Origin of the sequence: Brevibacterium picturae (genome assembly GCF_900105045.1) — a bacterium.
GTDB classification, from domain to species: Bacteria; Actinomycetota; Actinomycetes; order Actinomycetales; family Brevibacteriaceae; genus Brevibacterium; species Brevibacterium picturae.
In genome coordinates, this window is the sequence record NZ_LT629739.1 from 1,651,991 (window position 1) to 1,671,072 (window position 19,082).

19 protein-coding genes are annotated in these 19,082 nt (G+C 64.0%); 6 read left to right on the plus strand and 13 right to left on the minus strand.

The window, feature by feature from the left end; translation table 11 throughout:
• Nucleotides 1-74 precede the first annotated feature (74 nt).
• The 5 genes from BLT92_RS07735 to BLT92_RS07755 all read right to left on the minus strand — a co-directional run bounded on the left by BLT92_RS07735 (nucleotide 75) and on the right by BLT92_RS07755 (nucleotide 6,876).
• Complete coding sequence (locus BLT92_RS07735; RefSeq protein WP_172802571.1) at nucleotides 75-1,424, minus strand: amidase; 1,350 nt, start codon at nucleotides 1,422-1,424, stop codon at nucleotides 75-77.
• 38 nt (nucleotides 1,425-1,462) lie between these two features.
• Nucleotides 1,463-3,034, minus strand: coding sequence for an amidase (locus BLT92_RS07740; RefSeq protein WP_092104593.1), 1,572 nt, complete (start codon nucleotides 3,032-3,034; stop codon nucleotides 1,463-1,465).
• Complete coding sequence (locus BLT92_RS07745; protein WP_092104595.1) at nucleotides 3,031-4,455, minus strand: M20 family metallo-hydrolase; 1,425 nt, start codon at nucleotides 4,453-4,455, stop codon at nucleotides 3,031-3,033. Before BLT92_RS07745 ends, BLT92_RS07740 begins: the two co-directional genes overlap by 4 nt.
• Nucleotides 4,456-4,516: 61 nt before the next feature.
• Nucleotides 4,517-5,851, minus strand: coding sequence for an MFS transporter (locus BLT92_RS07750; protein WP_231939084.1), 1,335 nt, complete (start codon nucleotides 5,849-5,851; stop codon nucleotides 4,517-4,519).
• Nucleotides 5,852-5,949: 98 nt separating this feature from the next.
• A complete protein-coding gene (locus BLT92_RS07755) occupies nucleotides 5,950-6,876 on the minus strand; it encodes a LysR family transcriptional regulator (protein WP_092104596.1) in 927 nt (308 codons plus the stop codon).
• A gap of 78 nt (nucleotides 6,877-6,954) precedes the next feature.
• On the opposite strand from BLT92_RS07755, the gene lgt reads away from it, so the two are divergent.
• Nucleotides 6,955-7,872 (plus strand): prolipoprotein diacylglyceryl transferase, encoded by a 918-nt coding sequence (gene lgt / locus BLT92_RS07760; RefSeq protein ID WP_092104598.1) that lies wholly within the window; start codon nucleotides 6,955-6,957, stop codon nucleotides 7,870-7,872.
• Nucleotides 7,873-8,033: 161 nt separating this feature from the next.
• Here lgt and BLT92_RS07765 read toward each other — a convergent pair whose 3' ends face one another.
• Nucleotides 8,034-9,230, minus strand: a complete 1,197-nt coding sequence (locus tag BLT92_RS07765; protein ID WP_092104600.1) for a pyridoxal phosphate-dependent aminotransferase — start codon at nucleotides 9,228-9,230, stop codon at nucleotides 8,034-8,036.
• 179 nt (nucleotides 9,231-9,409) lie between these two features.
• Here BLT92_RS07765 and BLT92_RS07770 point away from each other — a divergent pair, with 179 nt between their 5' ends.
• Nucleotides 9,410-10,150, plus strand: coding sequence for an N-acetyltransferase (locus BLT92_RS07770; protein WP_092104602.1), 741 nt, complete (start codon nucleotides 9,410-9,412; stop codon nucleotides 10,148-10,150).
• Between the two features lie 17 nt (nucleotides 10,151-10,167).
• Here the strand turns inward: BLT92_RS07770 and BLT92_RS07775 are convergent, their stop codons facing one another.
• Nucleotides 10,168-10,545: a cupin domain-containing protein gene (locus tag BLT92_RS07775; RefSeq protein ID WP_231939085.1), complete on the minus strand. Its 378-nt coding sequence runs from the start codon at nucleotides 10,543-10,545 to the stop codon at nucleotides 10,168-10,170.
• 104 nt (nucleotides 10,546-10,649) lie between these two features.
• Between BLT92_RS07775 and BLT92_RS07780 the strand changes: the two genes are divergently transcribed.
• The 3 genes from BLT92_RS07780 to BLT92_RS07790 all read left to right on the plus strand — a co-directional run bounded on the left by BLT92_RS07780 (nucleotide 10,650) and on the right by BLT92_RS07790 (nucleotide 14,165).
• Nucleotides 10,650-12,104 (plus strand): NAD(P)/FAD-dependent oxidoreductase, encoded by a 1,455-nt coding sequence (locus BLT92_RS07780; protein WP_092104606.1) that lies wholly within the window; start codon nucleotides 10,650-10,652, stop codon nucleotides 12,102-12,104.
• A 31-nt stretch (nucleotides 12,105-12,135) separates the two neighbouring features.
• Complete coding sequence (locus tag BLT92_RS07785) at nucleotides 12,136-13,305, plus strand: pyridoxal phosphate-dependent aminotransferase (protein ID WP_092108966.1); 1,170 nt, start codon at nucleotides 12,136-12,138, stop codon at nucleotides 13,303-13,305.
• Between the two features lie 173 nt (nucleotides 13,306-13,478).
• Nucleotides 13,479-14,165 (plus strand): SDR family oxidoreductase, encoded by a 687-nt coding sequence (locus BLT92_RS07790; RefSeq protein WP_092104608.1) that lies wholly within the window; start codon nucleotides 13,479-13,481, stop codon nucleotides 14,163-14,165.
• A gap of 60 nt (nucleotides 14,166-14,225) precedes the next feature.
• Here the strand turns inward: BLT92_RS07790 and BLT92_RS07795 are convergent, their stop codons facing one another.
• The 6 genes from BLT92_RS07795 to BLT92_RS07820 form a co-directional block, all read right to left on the minus strand.
• Nucleotides 14,226-14,855, minus strand: a complete 630-nt coding sequence (locus tag BLT92_RS07795; RefSeq protein ID WP_092104609.1) for an OmpA family protein — start codon at nucleotides 14,853-14,855, stop codon at nucleotides 14,226-14,228.
• A complete protein-coding gene (locus tag BLT92_RS07800; protein ID WP_092104611.1) occupies nucleotides 14,852-15,421 on the minus strand; it encodes a hypothetical protein in 570 nt (189 codons plus the stop codon). Before BLT92_RS07800 ends, BLT92_RS07795 begins: the two co-directional genes overlap by 4 nt.
• Nucleotides 15,422-15,614: 193 nt before the next feature.
• Nucleotides 15,615-16,241, minus strand: coding sequence for a multidrug transporter (locus tag BLT92_RS07805; protein ID WP_231939086.1), 627 nt, complete (start codon nucleotides 16,239-16,241; stop codon nucleotides 15,615-15,617).
• Between the two features lie 10 nt (nucleotides 16,242-16,251).
• On the minus strand, nucleotides 16,252-16,671 hold the full coding sequence (locus tag BLT92_RS07810; RefSeq protein WP_092104615.1) for a hypothetical protein: 420 nt from the start codon (nucleotides 16,669-16,671) through the stop codon (nucleotides 16,252-16,254).
• 49 nt (nucleotides 16,672-16,720) lie between these two features.
• The gene (locus BLT92_RS07815; protein ID WP_092104617.1) at nucleotides 16,721-17,350 is read right to left on the minus strand and encodes a small multidrug efflux protein; all 630 of its coding nucleotides are present in this window, start codon (nucleotides 17,348-17,350) and stop codon (nucleotides 16,721-16,723) included.
• A 138-nt stretch (nucleotides 17,351-17,488) separates the two neighbouring features.
• Nucleotides 17,489-18,247 carry a helix-turn-helix domain-containing protein gene (locus BLT92_RS07820; protein ID WP_157691386.1) on the minus strand — a complete coding sequence of 253 codons (759 nt, stop codon included), beginning with the start codon at nucleotides 18,245-18,247 and terminating at the stop codon, nucleotides 17,489-17,491.
• A gap of 86 nt (nucleotides 18,248-18,333) precedes the next feature.
• Between BLT92_RS07820 and BLT92_RS07825 the strand changes: the two genes are divergently transcribed.
• On the plus strand, nucleotides 18,334-19,056 hold the full coding sequence (locus tag BLT92_RS07825) for a haloacid dehalogenase type II (RefSeq protein WP_092104621.1): 723 nt from the start codon (nucleotides 18,334-18,336) through the stop codon (nucleotides 19,054-19,056).
• Nucleotides 19,057-19,082 lie beyond the last annotated feature (26 nt).

The window sequence follows — 19,082 nt, forward strand, 5'->3', positions numbered from 1 at the left end:
GCCGAGACAATGCCTGGCCGACTCGTACTTTCGCCCGTGGACCGACTCCGTCCGCCGACCCTGCTGACCTTGGCTCAGAACCCGGCGACGAACTCGAGGAGCATCTCATCACTGTGCGGCCGGCCGACGATTTGGACCGATTCGGGTCGGGAGTCCGGGTCCGCCTCGGACTCTGCTCCAGCTTTCGAGCCACCGATCGATGACCCGCTGCCCCAAGACCCGTCGTGCACCGGCCCGATCGGCAATGTCGCCGCCGGCCACCCCAACACGTTGAAGGGCATCGCATAGCGCATGAATTTCGCCGCAGACTCCTGCCCGATCTCATCCCAGCGAATCGCTTCTCCCTCGATCGCAGGTGTGACGATATAGTCGACATCATCGAAGATTGCCACTGCTTCTGCGCGAAGCTCCTCCAACGCGGCGACCTGCTCTCGGTATTCGCCCTCGGTGATCGTCTGGCCCGACATGATCTTCGCCCACACTCCGGGCTGGTACGCCTCGCCCTGCTCGTCGGCGAACTGACTGTGCAGCACGTAGGCCTCGTAGCGCCGCACGATGTCGTAGATCCCGACGAGCCGCTCGATGATCTCGACCAATTCCTCAGACTTCGCCGAGGTGGTTCTGACGTCACCGAGGTGCTGTTCGGTCCACGCTCGTGCCCCGTCCGCCGATTCGTCGGCGGTCGTCAGAAGGCTGGTGTCGACTGTGGGTGTCTCCGCCTGCACCGCTTTGCCACCGCTGTCCCCTCGACCGTTCCCAGAGATGGCCGCGAACGCCGAGGTGAGCAATGAGATGTCCCGAGCGAAGAGTCCGACCGTGTCGAAGGACGGCGACAGCGGGAACACACCTTCTGTCGGCACAACGCCGAACGTCGGCTTGAACCCGATGATGCCCTGGCACACTGCCGGAATGCGCACCGATCCCGCGGTGTCCGTCCCCACGGCCAGTGGAACCACGCCAGCTGCGACCAGGGCCGCAGATCCCGAGCTCGACCCGGCGGTGCACAGCGCCGGGCCAATCGGATTGACGACCCGGCCGAAGGCGCTCTCATCACCGAGGATGCCGTATGAGTACTCCTGGCAGTTCGTCTTCGCCACCGGCAGCGCTCCGGCCCTCTCCAGGCGGTCCACGACAGGGGCGGTTGTGCTCGGATCCGGTCCGCTGCTGACCTTCGACCCCATCGTCGTCGGAAATCCCGCAACGTCGATGACGTCCTTGATCGCGAAAGGGATCCCCTCAAGGCTTCGTTCCGATTCACCTGCCGCAGCACGGGCTTCTGACTTCCGTGCAAGTGTGCGTGCACGGTCGGCCATCGCCGAGGTGACGGCATTGAGATCTCGCCCGATGCCCTCGACTGCCTCGAGAGTCCCCTCCAAGCGCTCCACCGCGCCATGCCCGAAATGTGCTCCGTGATTCTCGTTCACGATTCCCATCGTGCCAGATGCTCGTCGATCCGCACCGTTCATCCCGGCGCCAGGCCCTCCCACGGCACCAGCTGCTCCACCGCAGCAGCCACGTCGAAAGCGCTGCGGTCGTCGAACGGGTGCGCGATGACCTGCACTCCGGTCGGGATCCCGCAGTCGGCCATGCCGGAGGGCACGTTGACGATCGGCACCCGATTGCAGATGTTGAATGGCATCGTCATGTGCGACTGCCAATAGTGGTCGAGGCCCGTACCTGACCCACCCGCGTCGTATCCTCCAGCACTCACCCCGCCCGCCGAGTCCGACGCCGCTCCACGACCGTCCCGTCCCACGCCCGTGGAATCGATCGTGATCCCGCCCAGATAACTGCCGTCGGCAGCCAGTCCCGCCACCGCCGAGGTGGGGGCGAGAAGCACGTCGAATCCGTCCATTGCGGTGGCGAGTTCCGCTTGGATCGCAGCTTCCGCAACCAGTCCTTCGTACTGCGAATGGCGGGCAGCGACCGCCTCGGCGTCGGCCATGAACTGGAGCGTGTAGTCGGCCAGAGTGTCCTCGTGCCCGCGCGTCGCGGCTCGCATCGCAGGGGCGAGGATGTTTCCGAAGTGGGTGAACGCGGTTTCGAAGATTCGCTCCGCCGTCCACGGCAGTGCGATCTCCTCGACGACGGCTCCGGCTGCCTCGAGCGCCGAGGCGACTGCGCGGGTATTGCCGAGGATGTCCTCGCCGACGGGGAAGTCCCCCAGCTGCAGGCACACAGCGATGCGTTTTCCGGCCAATGAATCGAGAACCTCGGCGGAGTCAGCGTCGAACCCGTCGAGGAAACCGGGAGAATCGATCGTCGCGTGGTCACTGGGGTCGACGCCGACCATCACTCGCGCGAGCAGTGCAGTGTCGGCGACCGTACGTGCCATCGGCCCATCTCCGCGATACCAGTCGGCGGACAGAGGCGGGGCTCCCGGAATCCGGCCATAGGGAGCCTTGTAGCCGACGGTGCCGGTGAATGCGGCAGGCAGCCTGGTCGATCCGGCAATGTCCGAGGCCGTCGCCAAGGGCGCGAATCCGGCTGCCAGGGCCGCACCCGATCCACCCGAGGACCCACCTGGTGAGAGCTCGGGGTTCCACGGATTGCGGGTGACTCCCCACATCGGTGAGTGGGTGATCGTCGCGCAGCTGAACTCCGGGGAGGTCGCCCGGGCATGGACGAATCCCCCGGCCTTGCGGATGCGGCGGATGATCACGGCATCGGCACTCGCCATGGTGTCGCCTTCGTGAGCAAGGCCCTGGGTGAGCGTGCGACCGCTGATCGCGTGCTTCTCCTTGGCGATCACAGGCAGTCCGAGCAGCGGCCGGTGGGCCGTCGCCTCGGCGAGGTCATCGGGTGTGGCATTCGCGTAGAAATGTTCCGCGGCCCTCGCCGAGGTGACCGCTTCCTCAAGGACTTCCGTGACCGCATTGATGCGCTCATCCTCTGAGGTGATGCGGCCGATGACGGCGCCGAGGTAGTCGACCGGGGAGAGTTCCTTCGACCGGAACTTCGCGAGTGCGTCGGTGGCGCTCAACGCCCAGGTGACTGTGGTTCCGGACCTCGACGAGGAGGATGCCGGGCTCATGCGTTCGCCGCAGACTGTGCGTCGGACGTCGTCCGTGCCTGAGCCTCGGATGATGTCCGTGCGGGTGCGACGGACTCGCCGACCCAGATCTCACCGTCGCGTTCTTCACTGAGTTCTCCGCCCACGAGTTCGGTGGCGACGGACGTGAGGACGCGCAAGCCGCGGATCATGTCCTCGTCGGTGGTGAATTCGCGTTCGCAGTGGGAGACGCCGTCGACGCTGGGCACGAACATCATGACGGCGGGTACACGGTGGTTCATCGCCACGGAGTCGTGGCCGGCCATGGTCTCCAGCCGGCGGATGGACAGCCCCTCATTGGCCACGGCCTTCTCCGCCAGTTCCACGCCGGTCTCCGGGAAGTGGCGTTTGTCGCGGATGTCGAAGTCCTCGACGTTGATGGTGATGTCGTGGTCGCGGGCGATGTCGGCGATCTGGTTTCGCAGAGTGTCGCGGGCGGCGACCACGACCGCTGGGTCGGATGAGCGGAGGTCGGCGACCATGTGCACGCGGCGGGGCACGACGATGGGCGAGTTGGGTTCGACGACGTGCTGGCCGACCGACGACACGAGCGCTTCGTCCTCGAACTCATCGACCACCTCGGCGACGGCGAGGACGACTTTGGATCCAGCGACGAGGGCGTCGTGGCGATCGGCCATGGCCGTGGCGCCGGTGTGGGACTGTTCGCCGATGACGTCGATGTCGAGTTTCTGCGTGTACCAGCTGGATTCGACGACGCCGATGTGGGTGGATTCGCGTTCGAGGATGCGGCCCTGTTCGATGTGGATCTCCGCGTAGGAGATCGCCTCGGGTGGGGTGTCGATGCCGTTGTAGCCGATGGCGGCGAGCGCCTCGGCAACAGAAACACCTTCGAGGTCGCGTACGGCGAGCATCTCGTCGAGGTCGAAGAGTCCGGCGTAGACTGAGCTGCCCATGATCGAGGGGGCGAAGCGTCCGCCCTCCTCGTTGAACCAATTGACGACGGCAAGATTGAAGCGCGGGACCTGCCCGGATTCGGCGACGTTCTCCTTGACGCGCAGGGCGGCGAAGAGTGCGGAGATGACGCCGTAGGCTCCGTCGAAGCGACCACCGAGTGGCTGGGAGTCGAGGTGGGAGCCGATGAGGACAAAGGGGGTGTCGGGGACGAATTCGAGGCAGGCGAACATGTTGCCGATCGCATCCACACGGACTTCGAAGCCATTGCCTTCGGCCCAGCTGCGCATCCAATCACGCGTCTGGCCATCCTCAGGCGTCAGTGCCTGCCGGTCGACGCCGTCCTTGTCGGTGGCCCCGATCGTGGCGACGTGGTGGAAGTCGGTGAGGAAAGTGGCGTCGCTCGAGGGCGCCACGGTCGAGGGCGCCGCGTTCGCGGGTGCTTCACTTGCAGGGGATGCGGTCGAGGTTTCTGTGGAGGGTGAGGTCATGGTGCGTGTCTCTTTCTCTTGCTGGACGCTTTCAGGGATGCAGACCGACGTAACCCTAGGGTCAGCCGAGCCGCCCCCGGGTCTCGGGGAGGCGGGTGACGAAAATGAGGACGAGGACGATCACCGCACAGATGGTCATGTAGAACCCGGGTGCGGTGTTGACGCCGGTGATGTCGACGAGCCAGGTGCCGACGAACGGCGCGGTTCCGCCGAGGATGGCGTAGGAGATGTTGTAGCTGATCGCCGCCGAGGTGAAGCGGGTCTTCGTGGAGAAGCGTTCACAGAAGAAGGTGTAACAGCCTCCGCCGTAGCAGCACAGGGAGATGACGAAGATCGTCTGTCCGAGGAACGCCAGGCCCATGTTGCCGCTGGTGACCAGGCCAAAGGCGGGGATCGATGTGATGGCCAGGAGGATGGAGCCGGCGATGAGCATGGGCTTGCGTCCGACTCTGTCGCCGATGGCTCCGGCGATGGGCAGGAAGATCGTGTAGCTGGCCATGGCGATCGCGTTCGTGGCCAGCGACTGTTCTCGGGTGAGGTCGCCGGTGGTCTGGATGTAGGTGACGAAGTAGGCCGAGAGCATGTAGAAGCCCAGGGCGGTCAGCCCGAGGACGAAGAAGACCTGGAGCATCCCCACGGAGTTCTCTCGGAAGGAGTCCCGGATCGGGCTGAATTCCTTGGGGCGTTCGGCGGCGGTCTTCTTGAACAGTTCGGACTCATCGGTCCGCGAGCGGATCCAGAGACCGACGGCAGAGAGCGGCAGGGCGAGCAGGAAGGGCACGCGCCAGCCCCAGGACTCGAACGAGGCGTCGCTCATCGCAGTCGACAGCAGCAGGATGAGGCCGCCGGCGAAGACCGAGGGCAGAGCCGTTGCGGCCAGGGTGATGTTGATCCACAGTCCGCGTTTGCCGACCGGTGCGTGTTCGTAGACGAAGGAGGGTCCGCCCACCGATTCGCCTCCTGCGGAGAATCCTTGGCCCAGCCGGGCGAGGATGAGCAGGATAGGTGCGAACCAGCCGATCTGTCCGAAGCCGGGCAGAATGCCGATCAGCGCGGTGCAGCATCCGACGAGGAAGATCGTGATCGTCAGGGTCTTGCGCCGGCCCACCTTGTCACCGAGCGCGCCGAAGAACAGGCCGCCCAGGGGGCGCATGACGAAGGCGACGCCGAAGGTGGCGAAGATGACGAGGAGGCCCGTGACCCGGTCGCCGTTCGGGAAGAAGTACTCGGAGAGGATGACGGCCGAGAGTCCGTAGAGAGTGAAGTCGTAGAACTCCACGAATTGGCCGATGCTGCCACCGACGAGCACCTTCTTCTGCATGCTCGTGGACTTGCCGGACCGCCCCGTGGACGTGCCGGTCTGTTGTGTCGCGGACGTCGAATGTGTCGCGGACATAGAAGCTCCCTTGCTGTGTCCTTCAATGTGGGAACCATTCTTGCCCGGTCTTATGCATCAGTCCAACAGATACTTTTGAACGCAGGCATCAGTTCGATCTATGAGTCCGCGGTTGGTGACCCGAGGATCTCGCGGGTCAGTTCGCTGAAGGCTCGGGCACGCCTGCTCAGACGCACCTCTTTGGGCCACACCATGGCCAGATCGATGCTCGGGAATTCGTCGAGCAGCGGCACGTCGACCGTCATCGAACCGATGTACGTTCCCGAGGACACGCTCTGGCTCAGCAGCGAATAGCCATGCCCCATGGCCACAAACGAGCGCACGGTCTCGTAGCCGGCGAAGCTGTGCCGCACCTTCGGCACGATGCCGGCGATGCGGAAGAGTTCATCGTAGTACTGCCGGGAGAAGGGCATATCGAGCTGAATGTAGTCCTCCCCTGCGAGTTCGCGCAGGCGAATCGGCCGTGGCCCGTCGGCTCCCCCGCCGAGGCGGTGGTTCAGTGACACGAGCGCGTGCGGTTCGACGACGTCGACGAGGAATGAGTCGAAGCGGTCGGTCAGTCCCAGCGTGTACGTCAGGGCGATGTCACAGACGCCGGCGATCACAGCTGTCTGCAATTCGTGCAGGTCGGCTTCGAAGTAGTTGACCCGCACCTCGGGGTAGCGCTTCTCGAACTCGGCGTGGATGAGCGGCAGCCTGGTTGGGGCGATGGGTGAGAAGACCCCGACGGTGAGATTTCCGCTCAGCGACTGGGCCAGTCCGTGTGCGGTCTCTCCCAAGGCGTCGGAGGATTCGAGGAACGGATTGACCTCGAAGAGGAAACGTCGTCCCGCAGTTGAGAGCACCACGGAACGGTTCTTCTGGCGGATGAACAGGTCGATGCCCAAGGTCCGTTCGAGCTGAGCCATGGCCGTCGAGATCGCCGACTGGGTGACGTTGAGATTCTTGGCCGCCTCGGTCATGTTCTCGCGGCGGGCCACCTCCTGGAAGTACCGCAGTTGAACGAGAGTGAAGTCGAGCGCCATAGCTCTCATCTTCCCATGTGCAGGCTGCGGCAGTCGCTCAACTTTCGGTCCTGCATCTATTGGAAATAGACTGGGCCCGTGCTTGCCTTTTCAGCGGTCGATGACCCGCCTACGCTGTCCCACGATGTCCTGGCCTCGATCCCGAGTCCGAGCGTCTCCAGCTTCCAGCTGGGCCCCCTGACGATCCACTTCTATGCGTTGTGCATCCTCACCGGGATCATCATCGCCATCGTCATGGCCAATCACCGTCTGACCAAGCGGGGAGTCCCCGACTGGCAGGTGCTCGACATCGCGACCCTGGCCGTCCCTTTGGCCATCGTCGGGGCACGGATCTACCACGTCGTCACTCACTACACCGACTACTTCGGGCCAGGCCGCAACCCGTGGAACATCTTCGAACCGGGGTCCGTTTGGGCGATCTGGGAAGGCGGAATCGCCATCTTCGGTTCGCTCATCGGCGGCATCGTCGGCGCCCTGATCATGTGCCGCAGGTTCAATATCAAGCTCACGACGCTCCTCGACGCTCTCGCGCCGGGACTGATTCTCGCCCAGGCCTGCGGACGGTTCGGCAACTGGTTCAACCAGGAGCTCTTCGGCCTGCCGACGACTCTGCCCTGGGGGCTCGAGATCGACCCGAACAATCCGTCGTTCCCGCCCGGGCTGCCCGCCGACACTCTCTTCCATCCCACGTTCCTCTACGAGGTCATCTGGAACAGCCTCGGCGCTTTGGTCCTGCTGTGGCTGGGCCGGCACCTGTTCTTCCAGTGGGGACGCCTCTTCGGTATGTACCTCATCTGGTACGGCGCGGGCCGCATCGTGTGGGAGTCCATCCGACTTGACCCCAGCTTCGTCGTCCTCGGCCTGCGCACCAATGTGTGGGCAGCGATCGGCGCAGTCGTGCTGGGACTTGCCATCATCATCGTTCAGAGGATCAGGCACCCCGAACCCGAGGAGTCGCCCTTCATCCCCGGCCGAGAAGCAGTCCGCACCGAATGACCAGCCCCGCGTGGTCCAGCCGACCTGCCGGTAACCCGGCGACCGGCCGGCGACCTGGCGCTTCTCTCAGCGCCCCGTCCCGTCGCTGTGGGCAAACGGTCGATCCTCGCGGGAATTTCGACCACCTGCCCACGATCACGAGCGGGCTGACCGCGAAGTGCCTAGCCCTGCGTGATCCAGTCGCGCAGCTTGCCCAGGCCTTCGGTGATCTCGTTTTCGCCGATGCCGGAGTAGGCCAGACGAATGTAGCTTCGGTTCTCCCAGCCCTGCTTGCGGCCGAAGTGCTCGCGGGTGCAGAAGGACACGCCGGTGTTGTGCAGCGCTTCGGTGGAGAAGTCGGCGAGCGTGGCGATACCCTTGGCCTCCATCGCCTCGGTGACATCGGGGAAGGCGTAGAACGTCGAGCCGGGCACGGCCACGCTCATTCCGGGGATCGAGTTGATGATCGAACACGTGGCGTCACGACGTTTGCGCAGCACCTCGAGCATCCTCCCGACCGAATCCTGCGGTCCCTGCAATGCGGCGATGCCCGCCCACTGGACGTACTGGGTGGTGCAGGATTCGTCGTTGGTGTTCATCGTCGAAATCGCCTCGGCGACCACCGGTGGGGCCACTGCACAGCCGAGCCGAGACCCGGTCATCGCGAACTTCTTGCTGAACGTGTAGAGGATGACGGTGCGTTCGCGCATGCCGTCAAGTGCGGCGATGGACTTCGACCGGCCCTTGTAGCGCATCTCGAAGTAGGCCTCGTCGGAGAGTACCCAGAGGTCGAACTCTTGCGCGATCGCGGCGATCGCCTCGCGTTCGGCATCCGTTGATTCGGCCGAGATCGGGTTCTGCAGATCGTTGTAGATGATGGCGACGGTGGAGTCGTCGATGGAGGCCCGCAGGTGGTCGAGATCGATGACGAACCCGTCGTCGGTGGGCACATACCGGTAGGGCAGGGCCGTTCCGCCGAGGTATTCGATCTGGGATTCGTAGATCGGGAACCCCGGGTTGGGGTAGAGCACGCCTTCGCCGGGATCCATCACGGCCTGGAGGAACTTCGTGATCACGGGCTTCCCGCCGGTGGTGACGACCACCTCGGCGGGGTCGATCGTCATGCCTCTCCGGGATCCGATGTCGCCAGCCAGAGCCGCGCGCAGCTCCGGAATTCCGGGACCCGGGCAGTACCCGGTCTTCCCGTCCCTGATGGCCTGGTTCATGGCCTCGACGATGTGGGCGGCCATGGGGAAATTGAGATCACCGAGGTGGAATGGGTAGACCTGGTTGCCCTGACCCTTCCAGTCGGCGGCGGCCTGGGCCACCCGGAACGCGGTCTCGGTGCCCAGGTTGTCCAAACGTCGAGCAGTCTTCATTGTCGGCTCCTTTATGCGGGTGGGATGTCCGCGCCAAGCGGGCGAGGTCCTGGATTCCGGATCGGCGATCGTACTCAACACGATAGATGACGCAGTCAACGGTGCACAGCATTTTCCTGCGACCGGATGACGGCCGATGGGCCTGCAGGGAGGGACGCGCCGACCATAGGATGAGCACCATGGACCTCACAATTTCCTCGCTGGCACAGCGACCGGATCTCAAGGACGAGCTCCTCCGTCTGGAGAACACATGGCCGGAATTCATGAGGCACGACCCGTTCGGGAACGTCTACTACCAGCAGGACGTGCTCACTCAGTTCGACGAGTACCTGCTCATCGCCCACACCGCAGACGATGAGATCCTCGGCAAAGCGCATGCGATCCCTTTCCAGTTCGACGGCGACGAGCTGCCCGCGGACGGGTGGGACGGAGCGATCCGGAGCGGAATCCATACGAAGCTGCTCGGTGGTTCGCCGAACAAGATGGCCGCGCTTGAGATCTTCGTGTGCTCGGGTAAGCAGGGACTGGGGCTGTCCGGAAGAATCCTCATCGCGCTGCGCGATCAGGCGAAGAGTCTCGGCTTCGCCGAGCTCCTCGTCCCTGTCCGCCCCAACGGCAAGGACGACATCCGTGAATTGATGAGTTCCTACGCCTATCGGACGAGGGAGGACGGCCTGCCCGTCGACCCATGGCTGCGCACCCATATCCGCGCCGGCGGAACTATCGACAGCGTGGCGAGCCGCTCAATGGCGATCGCCGGAACGCTCGACGAATGGCGAAGCTGGACGGGACTGCCGATGAACACTTCAGGTCCGGTCGACGTGCCGGAGGCACTCACGCCAGTTCTCTGCGATGTCGAGCATGGCACGGCCGTCTACATCGAGCCCAATGTGTGGGTGCGACATCGGACGGGAGCCTGAGCGTCAGGCCAAGCGCATCACTCTTCGCTGGGAGCGATGAACAGTTTGCGCAGGGGCGCCTTATCGACGCACCAGCGAGTCTTCATCCCATCCTCGAGGCGGACCAACATGCCAGGTGCCAGCTCAACCGGCGATACGTCCGGTTCGTCGAACTCGATGCGCCCCTTGCCGCTGATGACGAGGAAGACTTCGTCGCCCTCGACGTCGCGCATCTCGCCGGTGCTCATCTCCCACAGTCCGTAGTCGGCCCCCGCGATCGTACCGAGTTCTGCGAATGCCGTTGTCGCGTCCCCATTCCCCGTCGCCGAGGTGGTCGATCCCACTCCCTGCCACTCTTCGATGCGTTCATGATCGAGGGGGAAATCGTGGGTACTGATCGGCACCATTGCGCTCATGGGCTCAGTCTATCCATCCACGCGCGACGTATACGGATTTCATATGGCAATACGCCACCCTGCAACCATTTACTTCGCTCCAGGCGTGGGATAGAACTGATTCCATGTCCTACCTCAACGGTGAGGCCTCCCATTGGCTGACCCAGTACCCACCCGAGCCCACCACTCCGTCCCCACTGCCCACCGATAAACAAGACCTCGTCATCGTCGGCGGCGGCATGACCGGTCTGTGGTCCGCCTATTACGCCAGGCAGGCCCACCCCGACTGGCAGATCACCATCGTCGAGGCCAAACACATCGGCTACGGAGCCTCCGGCCGCAACGGCGGCTGGCTCTCGACACTGCTGCCGGGCAACAGGACCAAGTACGCCGAGGCGGTCGACCGCGCCCGTGTCAGCGACCCAGACGGCCCGGTCGGCTCGGCAGGGCTGGCGGGGGTCGAATCCGTGAGGTCCTTCCAATCCATGCTCTTCGATTCGATCGATGAGGTCCTCGAGGTCCTCGACCGGGAGGCCATCGACGCCCATCAGGTCCGCGGCGGTCACATCGACATCGCGCAGACAGAGGCCGGGATGTCCCGACTGCGCGAACTCTACGAGGGTGACAGACAGTACGGGTACGACCCCGAGCACATGCAGTTCCTCAGCGCAGAGGAGACCCGCGCCCACATCAACGTCGACAACGCCCAAGGCAGCGTGTATTTCCCCGGCACCGCCCGCATCGACCCAGCACTGCTGACCCGTGGTCTCGCCGAGGTTCTCCGCCAACAGGGCGTGACGATCTGCGAGGACACCTCGGCGGGTCATATCGGCACCGGCGTCGTCGCGACGAATCGGGGCCCGGTCACCGGGCACACGATCTTCGTGTGCCTCGAAGGCTACTCGGACACCGTCACCGGTGACCTGCCCGGGCTGGAAGGACGCCAGGTCATCCCCGTGTTCTCGTCGATGATCGCGACGAACCCACTGCCGGCTGAAGCGTGGGAGAAAATCGGCTGGGACGGGCGCGAATGCCTGGGCGACACCGCGCACACCTTCATCTACGCCCAGCGCACCGACGACGACAGGATCGCCCTGGGCGGTCGCGGGGCACCCTATGAGTTCGGTTCGGGACTGCCCGGTGACGGCGAGGTCCCCGCCGAGGTGGTCGAGCTGCTGAGTGCGCGATTGTCCTCCCTCTTCCCCGACCTCGAGTTCGAAGTGGCGCATGCGTGGCGTGGGGCACTGGGCGTGACGCGGGACTGGTGCGCCGGAATCTTCTTCGATGCCGAGCAGCGCATCGCCGTCGCCCGCGGCTACGCCGGGCACGGGGTCACGGCCACACACCTGGCGGCGAAGACCCTGCTCGACCGGGCCGCCGGCACCTCGACCGCACTGACGAAGCTGCCGTGGAACGACCACTACTCCGGGCAGTGGGAGCCCGAGCCGATCCGCTGGTTGGGCATCCGCTCGATGTACAAGATCTTCAACATCGCCGACGAGTGGGAACGCATCACGGGCGCACAGAAGACGAGCCTGCTCGCCCGGTTCGGCTCCCGCTTGGCCGGCATGCACGAATGATGCCTAACTCACGACACGAACCAGGAGCATGATGACTCACGAGCACCGCCGCGTCACCGAAATGGCGGCGACCTACCCCGCCTCGGACATCCGGAAGATGTTCAATCTCGCCCTCGACTACCCCAACGCTGTGAAGCTCACCGTCGGGGAACCCGACTTCAACACCCCCGAGCACGTCAAAGCCGCAGGCATCCGCGGCATCCAGGACAACCACACCCGCTACGTCGCCAACGCAGGGATCCCGGACCTACGCACCGCGATCGCGCAGAAGTACACCGCCCGTTGGAACCGGGCGGTCACCTCGGACAATGTCATGGTCTCCTTCGGAGCGATGGAGGCGCTGACCTTCGCCCTCGACGTCAGCGTCTCCCCCGGCGAAGAGGTCATCATCCCCGACCCCAGCTTCCCGAACTACGTGGGCCAGATCCACCGCCTCGGCGGGGTCGCTGTGCCAGTTCCGGTGACGGAGGCCAACGACTTCAAGCTCCGCGCGGCCGATGTCGCCACAGCTGTCAGCGACAAGACCGCGGCGATCATCATCAACAGCCCCTCGAATCCACTAGGTTCGGTGATGGATCAGGCGGATCTCGAGGCGCTCGTCGACCTGTCAGACGAGCATGGGTTCACAATTATCTCCGACGAGGTCTACGACGAGATCGTCTTCGATGATGCACAGTTCACCTCCATCGCCGAGGTGCGCGATGGCTTCGACCGGTTCCTCGTCGTCAACAGCTTCTCCAAGACCTATGCAATGACCGGGTGGCGGTGCGGATTCCTCATCGGCCCCAGCGATGTCATCGCGCCGATGGCCTTCCTCCAGGAGGGGCTGACCTCGAGCCTGCCCGGGTTCGTCCAGGATGCTGCGGTCGCGGCCATCACCGGGCCTCAGGATCCGGTCGCGACTATGGTCTCCTCCTATGTCGAGCGTCGGGATCTCCTTGCTGAGCGGATCAACGCCATCGACGGTCTGTCGCTGATCCGCCCCGAGGCGACGTTCTACTCCTTCGTCAACATCTCCGAGTGGGGCTTGAGCTCGTGGGAACTCGCGATCCGACTGTTGCAGGAACAGGAGCTCGCAACGATCCCCGGCTCGGCGTTCGGCGCCCAGGGCGAGGGCTACCTGCGGCTGACGTTCTCCGTGTCCCCGGAGACCATCAATGAGGGGTGCGATCGGCTAGAGAGGTTCGCTGCGGCGAGGTAACTCGGCAGCCCGCGCCTGGGAGTCTGCACCGCGAGAACACATTCCACTCGTCGACCGAAGCATTGCTCGCCAACCGAAGCATCGCCGCGACCTGCCTGCGGAATACACCGACGCTCATCTGCCTTGATACCAGTGAGACCAACGAATCGCACTCCACCACTTGAGAGGCAGATATGTCGACAATCACCATCATCGGCGGCCACGGAAAAGTAGCACTGCTTGCGGCACCGCTGCTCAGCAAGGCCGGCCACACGGTCCGTTCGGTCATCCGCAAGGAGGAGCAGTCTTCCGATATTGAGGCCGCGAACGCGACGCCGGTTGTCGCTGATGTCGAGCATCTCGACACCGATGCCATCGCCGAGGTGGTGGCCGGCAGCGACGCAATCGTCTGGTCTGCGGGTGCTGGCGGATCGGGTGAGGATCACACCTGGGCGATGGATCGCGACGCTGCCATCCGCGTGATGGATGCCGCCCAGAAATCGGGCATCCGCCGATTCGTGATGGTGTCCTACTTCAATTCCCGCCTCGTCGACGGCGAGGTTCCCGGTGTGGAGAAGGGCGACGAAATGTATGCCTACTACTACAACGCGAAGTCGCAGGCAGACGAACATCTGCGGACGAAGACCAACCTCGACTGGACGGTCCTCGGCCCATCGGTCCTGGCCCTGGACCCGGCAACCGAGACGGTCACCGTTGACAGCACCGGAGAGACCCGCGACCTGGACGTGCCCTCGACGTCGCGTGACAACGTCGCACATGTCATCGCCGCAGCACTCGATGAGCCCGCTGTCATCGGCAAGACGCTAAACTTCCATGACGGTGACACCCCGATCGCCGAGGCGGTCGCTCAGGGAGTCTGAATGCAGTCGGATTCTCGATGACGTCGACCGCGGCCATCTTCCTCACAGCCGCAGGTCCCGTCAGCTGCTGGCGTACCTGATCTCGACGCGTCGGTTCTTCGCACGCCCCTCGGGGTTGTCCTCGCCGTCCTTCTTATTCTCGGCCACAGGGTCGTCTTCGCCATGGCCCTCGACGTTCAGGTCCAGATCTGACCGAGCGTCCTTGACCACTTCGGCGACGGCCTTGGCGCGCTTCTCGGAGAGCTTCTGGTTGTCCGAGTCGTCGCCCACCGAGTCCGTGTAGCCCGAAATATCAACCTTCGTGCCATCGGGAACCTTCTCGAGGGTCTTGACGACCGCCTCGGCTGCATTGTCGGGAATCTTCGCGCTGCCGAACTCGAAGAGGACATCGCTGGAGAGCGTGATGACGGAGTCAGAACCTTCTTCGCCTTCGGTCGCGAGCTCCGTGACAGCGTTCTCGAGGTCCCACTGGTGCACGTTGTTGGGCTCCCAAGTATGAACCGATCCTGACAGCTGCTTGGACGTGGGCTCGGGCAAGTCCGCGGGCGAGGTCGGTTCGGTCTCCGCAGCCGAGGCAGCAGAGCCACCGGCGAGGACACCCACGCCGAGGAAGGCGCTGGCTCCGACGATTCCGACGACAGCCGCGAGCCTGGGCCTGGGAGTCGTTGTGTTCGCCTGTTCCATAATCATTGCGTGACCGGCACATCGGTGAAGACGGGCCAGGAGTCTGCAAGTCGGATGTCGAAGGAGTCGATGTCATCCTGTGGCGCGGCAAACACGGCCCAGACCTCCATCGGCGTCTCGTTCTTCGTCTCTGTCTGCACCGAATCAGAGGTCCACTGCTCGTAGGAGGTCGATATCGGCGAGTAGACCTTGAGGTTGCCCTTGTCGACGAGCTGGGGACTGAACTTGCTCTCGTTCCAGATGTCGTAGACGCTGAAGCGCTCGTCGTCCTCGGCTCCCTTGATATGAGGTGTGACCGCCAAACGCAGCGTCTGGACCTCCCCCTCGACTTTCAGAGACAGGACCCCGATCGTCGCCGTCGCTTCCGACGAGCCTCCGATCTTCACATCCTGCTCAACGATGACTTCATCGAAGTTCACCTTGGCCACACCGGCACCGGAGGCGTCCTTGCCTGCGGAGTCATTCGAACCCGAATCTTCCGAGTCCGAGCCGGAGGGCGAAGTGCAACCCGTCAGTGCTACAGCGGAGACGGCGACCACGGCGATTCCGCGCGCGAGTTTTTGTGCGATCAAGGGCTTCGATGTCCTTCAGGTCGTAAAATTTCCTAACAGCGCGGCATTGTCTCCGCCGCAACCCGACGATTTTAACACGCTCGTAGTCAGTGCATTCCGACAATCATGCGTCGTCGACTTCGTCAGGAGTTCCGTCGACCTCGTCGGAAGTTCAGTGGAAATCGTCACGAACTCCGCGGACGTCGTCAGCAGATCACCCCGCCGAGGCGAGAGCCGCGTTCCAGCTTCCGTAGAATTTCCGCACCGCCGCGGCCGAGGGCACCTCGCCCTTGTGCTCGGCGGCGTAGTCCCCGTAGGCCTTGTAGGTGGCGCCGAGATCCCGGTCGTCACAGTCGGCGACGAATGCGGCAATCGCCTTATTATAGGCGGCCTCATCGAAGCGCAGCTGACCGCGTGCGCGACCGACAGCGCTGGTCGCCAGACCCGCGACCTTGAGCGCCTCATTCCACGAGCCGAAACGCTGGACCGCAGTCTGACTGGTCGGCGGCCATACGCTCGCGCCCTTGGCCGAGGCGACGCCCAGCTGCCTGAGGGCTGCGGTGCGATGCTTCTCGTATTTCGCCGCAGTCAGCGACACCGGGCGGGGAGAACTACGCACGCTCGCAATGGATCCGGCCACCTCGGCGAGGGCCTGCTTCACACCGTGTTCGTCCGACATCTGATTGCGGAGTGCGACCTCAACCTCGGTGAGGATCTCGCTGTCCTGGGGACTCAGCGCGGACGAGGCGGTTGAGCCGAGGTCCGCATCCTTGGCGGCGAGGTGGAGCAGCGCCCCGATGAGGGCAGGGGCAGCGGTGTGGGATCTGTCGGTGTCAGTCATCACCGTCATCTTACGTGCGATGCCTGCCCTGAGGGGCCCCGAATGCGCGGTCGGCTTCCGCGCTCATCGCGAACAGCAGGCCGCAGACGGCCGCGGCTATGAGCAGTGACACCAGAGCGGAGTCGACGATGAGGAAGTAGCCGCCGCTCAACAGCACCATCGAGGTGACGGCCGAAATCAGACGTCCGGACAGTGTGCCGCCGATGTCGCTGCCGTCAAGGATGACGTCGATGAGACGGGAGATGACGAACCAGGCGACGAAGACGCCGAGGGTTGCCAACAGCGACTCAGAGAATGCCAGTCGCATCGGTACCTCAAGCGCCCACCCCAGCAGTGTGGCCGAGAACGGCATCGCCAGGGGCAGCACCGTGACCGCCACCATCAGGGCCGAGCTGGTGAGGACCTTCCGGTGTCGGTATGCGCTGGTCATGGTTCGTCCTTTCCGTTCGTCGAGGGGCTGCGGATTCGTGTGAGCCGGCTCAGCCGGTTACGAGTGTGAGTGCCCCGACAGCGAATGCGGTGATCAGCGTGGTCCAGGCGACGATGGCGATGCCCTGCCAGAGCAGAATCCATGAGGGCTTCACGCCCGCGCCGACAAGGATCGTCGTCGTGATCTGGGTCGGGATCGCCGCCGGGCCCAGCAGGCTTGCTCCCGGGACTCCGAACCGGTTGAGCAGACGCAGGAAGCGTGCACGTCCCTTTGACTGCGGCTTCTGCGAATCAGCGACTGCTGCGGAATCGGACGATTCATCAGATACCAGTGTCTGCCCAGCACCGGACGCTTCCTGACCGGGGGCACCGGACGATTCCCGACCGGGTGCACCGATCGCAGCGAGAGCGGCATCCCGGGTTCGATTCTGTTGCCGTCGCGCTACCATCGCCGCTCGGGCGCGGGCGCCGAGCACGACGATGACGGCGACGCAGAGGAAGTTGCCGATCGCTCCCGCCAGACCTGCGACAAAGGGGTTGAGGCCCGCCCACACTCCGATGGCGGCCGAGACCTCGCCTTCGACGAAGGGAACGGCACCGGCGAGCGCGATGATGACCGGCTGGAGGAACTCGGGAACCTGGGAGGCAAGGTCCTGGAAAAATGTGATGACGGTGTTCATGATGTCCTCTGGAAGTGGTCCGATTGATTACTTCCAGTGGAAACTGTGTTCTCAGAACAGGGTCAAGCCCGGAGGATCGAACACTGGATATTCACAGGAAACGGGACTGAGAAATCCCCTCGCCGAGGTGGCCGTTCCCTACTCGCGGCCACTGTCGTTGGCACCGTCGCCGTGTTCCTTGCGTTCTTCGTGGACTCGCATGACTGACCGTTGTAGAACCTCGAGCTGGGCGGGGTTGTAGAGCTCGATCATGGCACCGACGATCGCCGACCACCCTAAATCGGCATCGCCGCCCTGGACCTTCGGCTGAAGTTCGAGCAGCCAGGGGTCGTCGTCGAGGTGTTTCGTCATCATCGGCGTGATCGCGTCGACGGCGTGGGCTTTGGCGGCCTCATCTGCGTCTTCGGGCAGCTCGTCGAACTCTCGATCTGCCGGGGTTGTGCCGACCATGATGCCGCGCAGTTGGCTCATCGTGTCGTCGTCATAGAGTCGCGCGTACAGACCCATGAGTCGACGGTCGGCCTCAGTCATGGTGGCGGCGACGTCACTGAATCCGGTCGCTGTGTCGATCGGTGCCCCGTGCTCGATGAGCGATGCGACCTCGTCACGGGTCTTTTCAAGCTCGGCGATCTTAGTCTTGAGTTCACCATCGAGCTCTTCGAGAGCCTGCCTCTGCACCTCCTGGTCACCGTTGATCGAACTGATCTTCTCCAGCGGAATGCCCAGGCTGCGCAATCGACGGATCTGAAGCAGACGCAGCAGGTGGGTCCCGTCGTACTGTTTGTAGCCGTTGCTGGCACGTTCGGGCTCGGCCAGCAGATCTTGCTTGTGATAGTGCCGGATCGTATTGACCGTGGTGTCGGTCAGCCGTGCCAACTCGCTCGTGCTCCACCCCACGGGACATTCCTCTCGCCGCTGTTGCGCCAGTATCGGATAGTGACAAGTGTATTGGCCATCGGTGACACGAGGTCTAGTGTGAAGTCATGGATGCAGCATTCGCCCAGGTCGAGGCCCTGGTGTTCGACATGTTCGGGACCGTCGTCGACTGGCGAGAGAGCGTGGCAACGGGCGTCTCCACCCACCTCCGCGACTATCTGCCGTCGCTCGATGCGCATGAGTTCGCGGACATGTGGCGGGCGGAATATCAGCCGGCGATGGAACAGATCCGCAACGGAAGCAGGCCGTTCACACGCCTCGACGTACTGCATCGGGAGAATCTCGAGACCGTGCTCGACCGTCTCGATATCGAGCCGAGCACGATTCCGTCGTCGGTCCTCGACGAGACCAACCTCACTTGGCACTGCCTGGACCCCTGGCCCGACGCTGTCTCCGGACTGACGCGCCTGAAGACACGATTCATCATCGCGCCCCTGTCGAATGCCAATGTGCGTCTGGCACTCGATGTCGCCAAACGTGCCCACTTGCCGTGGGATGCCATCCTCGGCGCCGAGGTCGCCGGTGCCTACAAGCCGGAACCGGCAGCCTACCTGCGGACCGTGGAGATTCTCGGACTTCAACCCGATCAGGTGGCGATGGTCGCGGCGCACAACAGTGATCTGGCTGCCGCCCAGGCGGTCGGACTGCGGACCGCGTTCGTCCATCGCCCCACTGAGCACGGGCCGGGCCAGACGATCGACCTAGAACCAGTAGGTGACTGGGATGTGGTCGCCAACGATTTCGAGGATCTCGCCGATCGTCTGGTCTGACGACGGCTCGACTACCTCTGACCAGG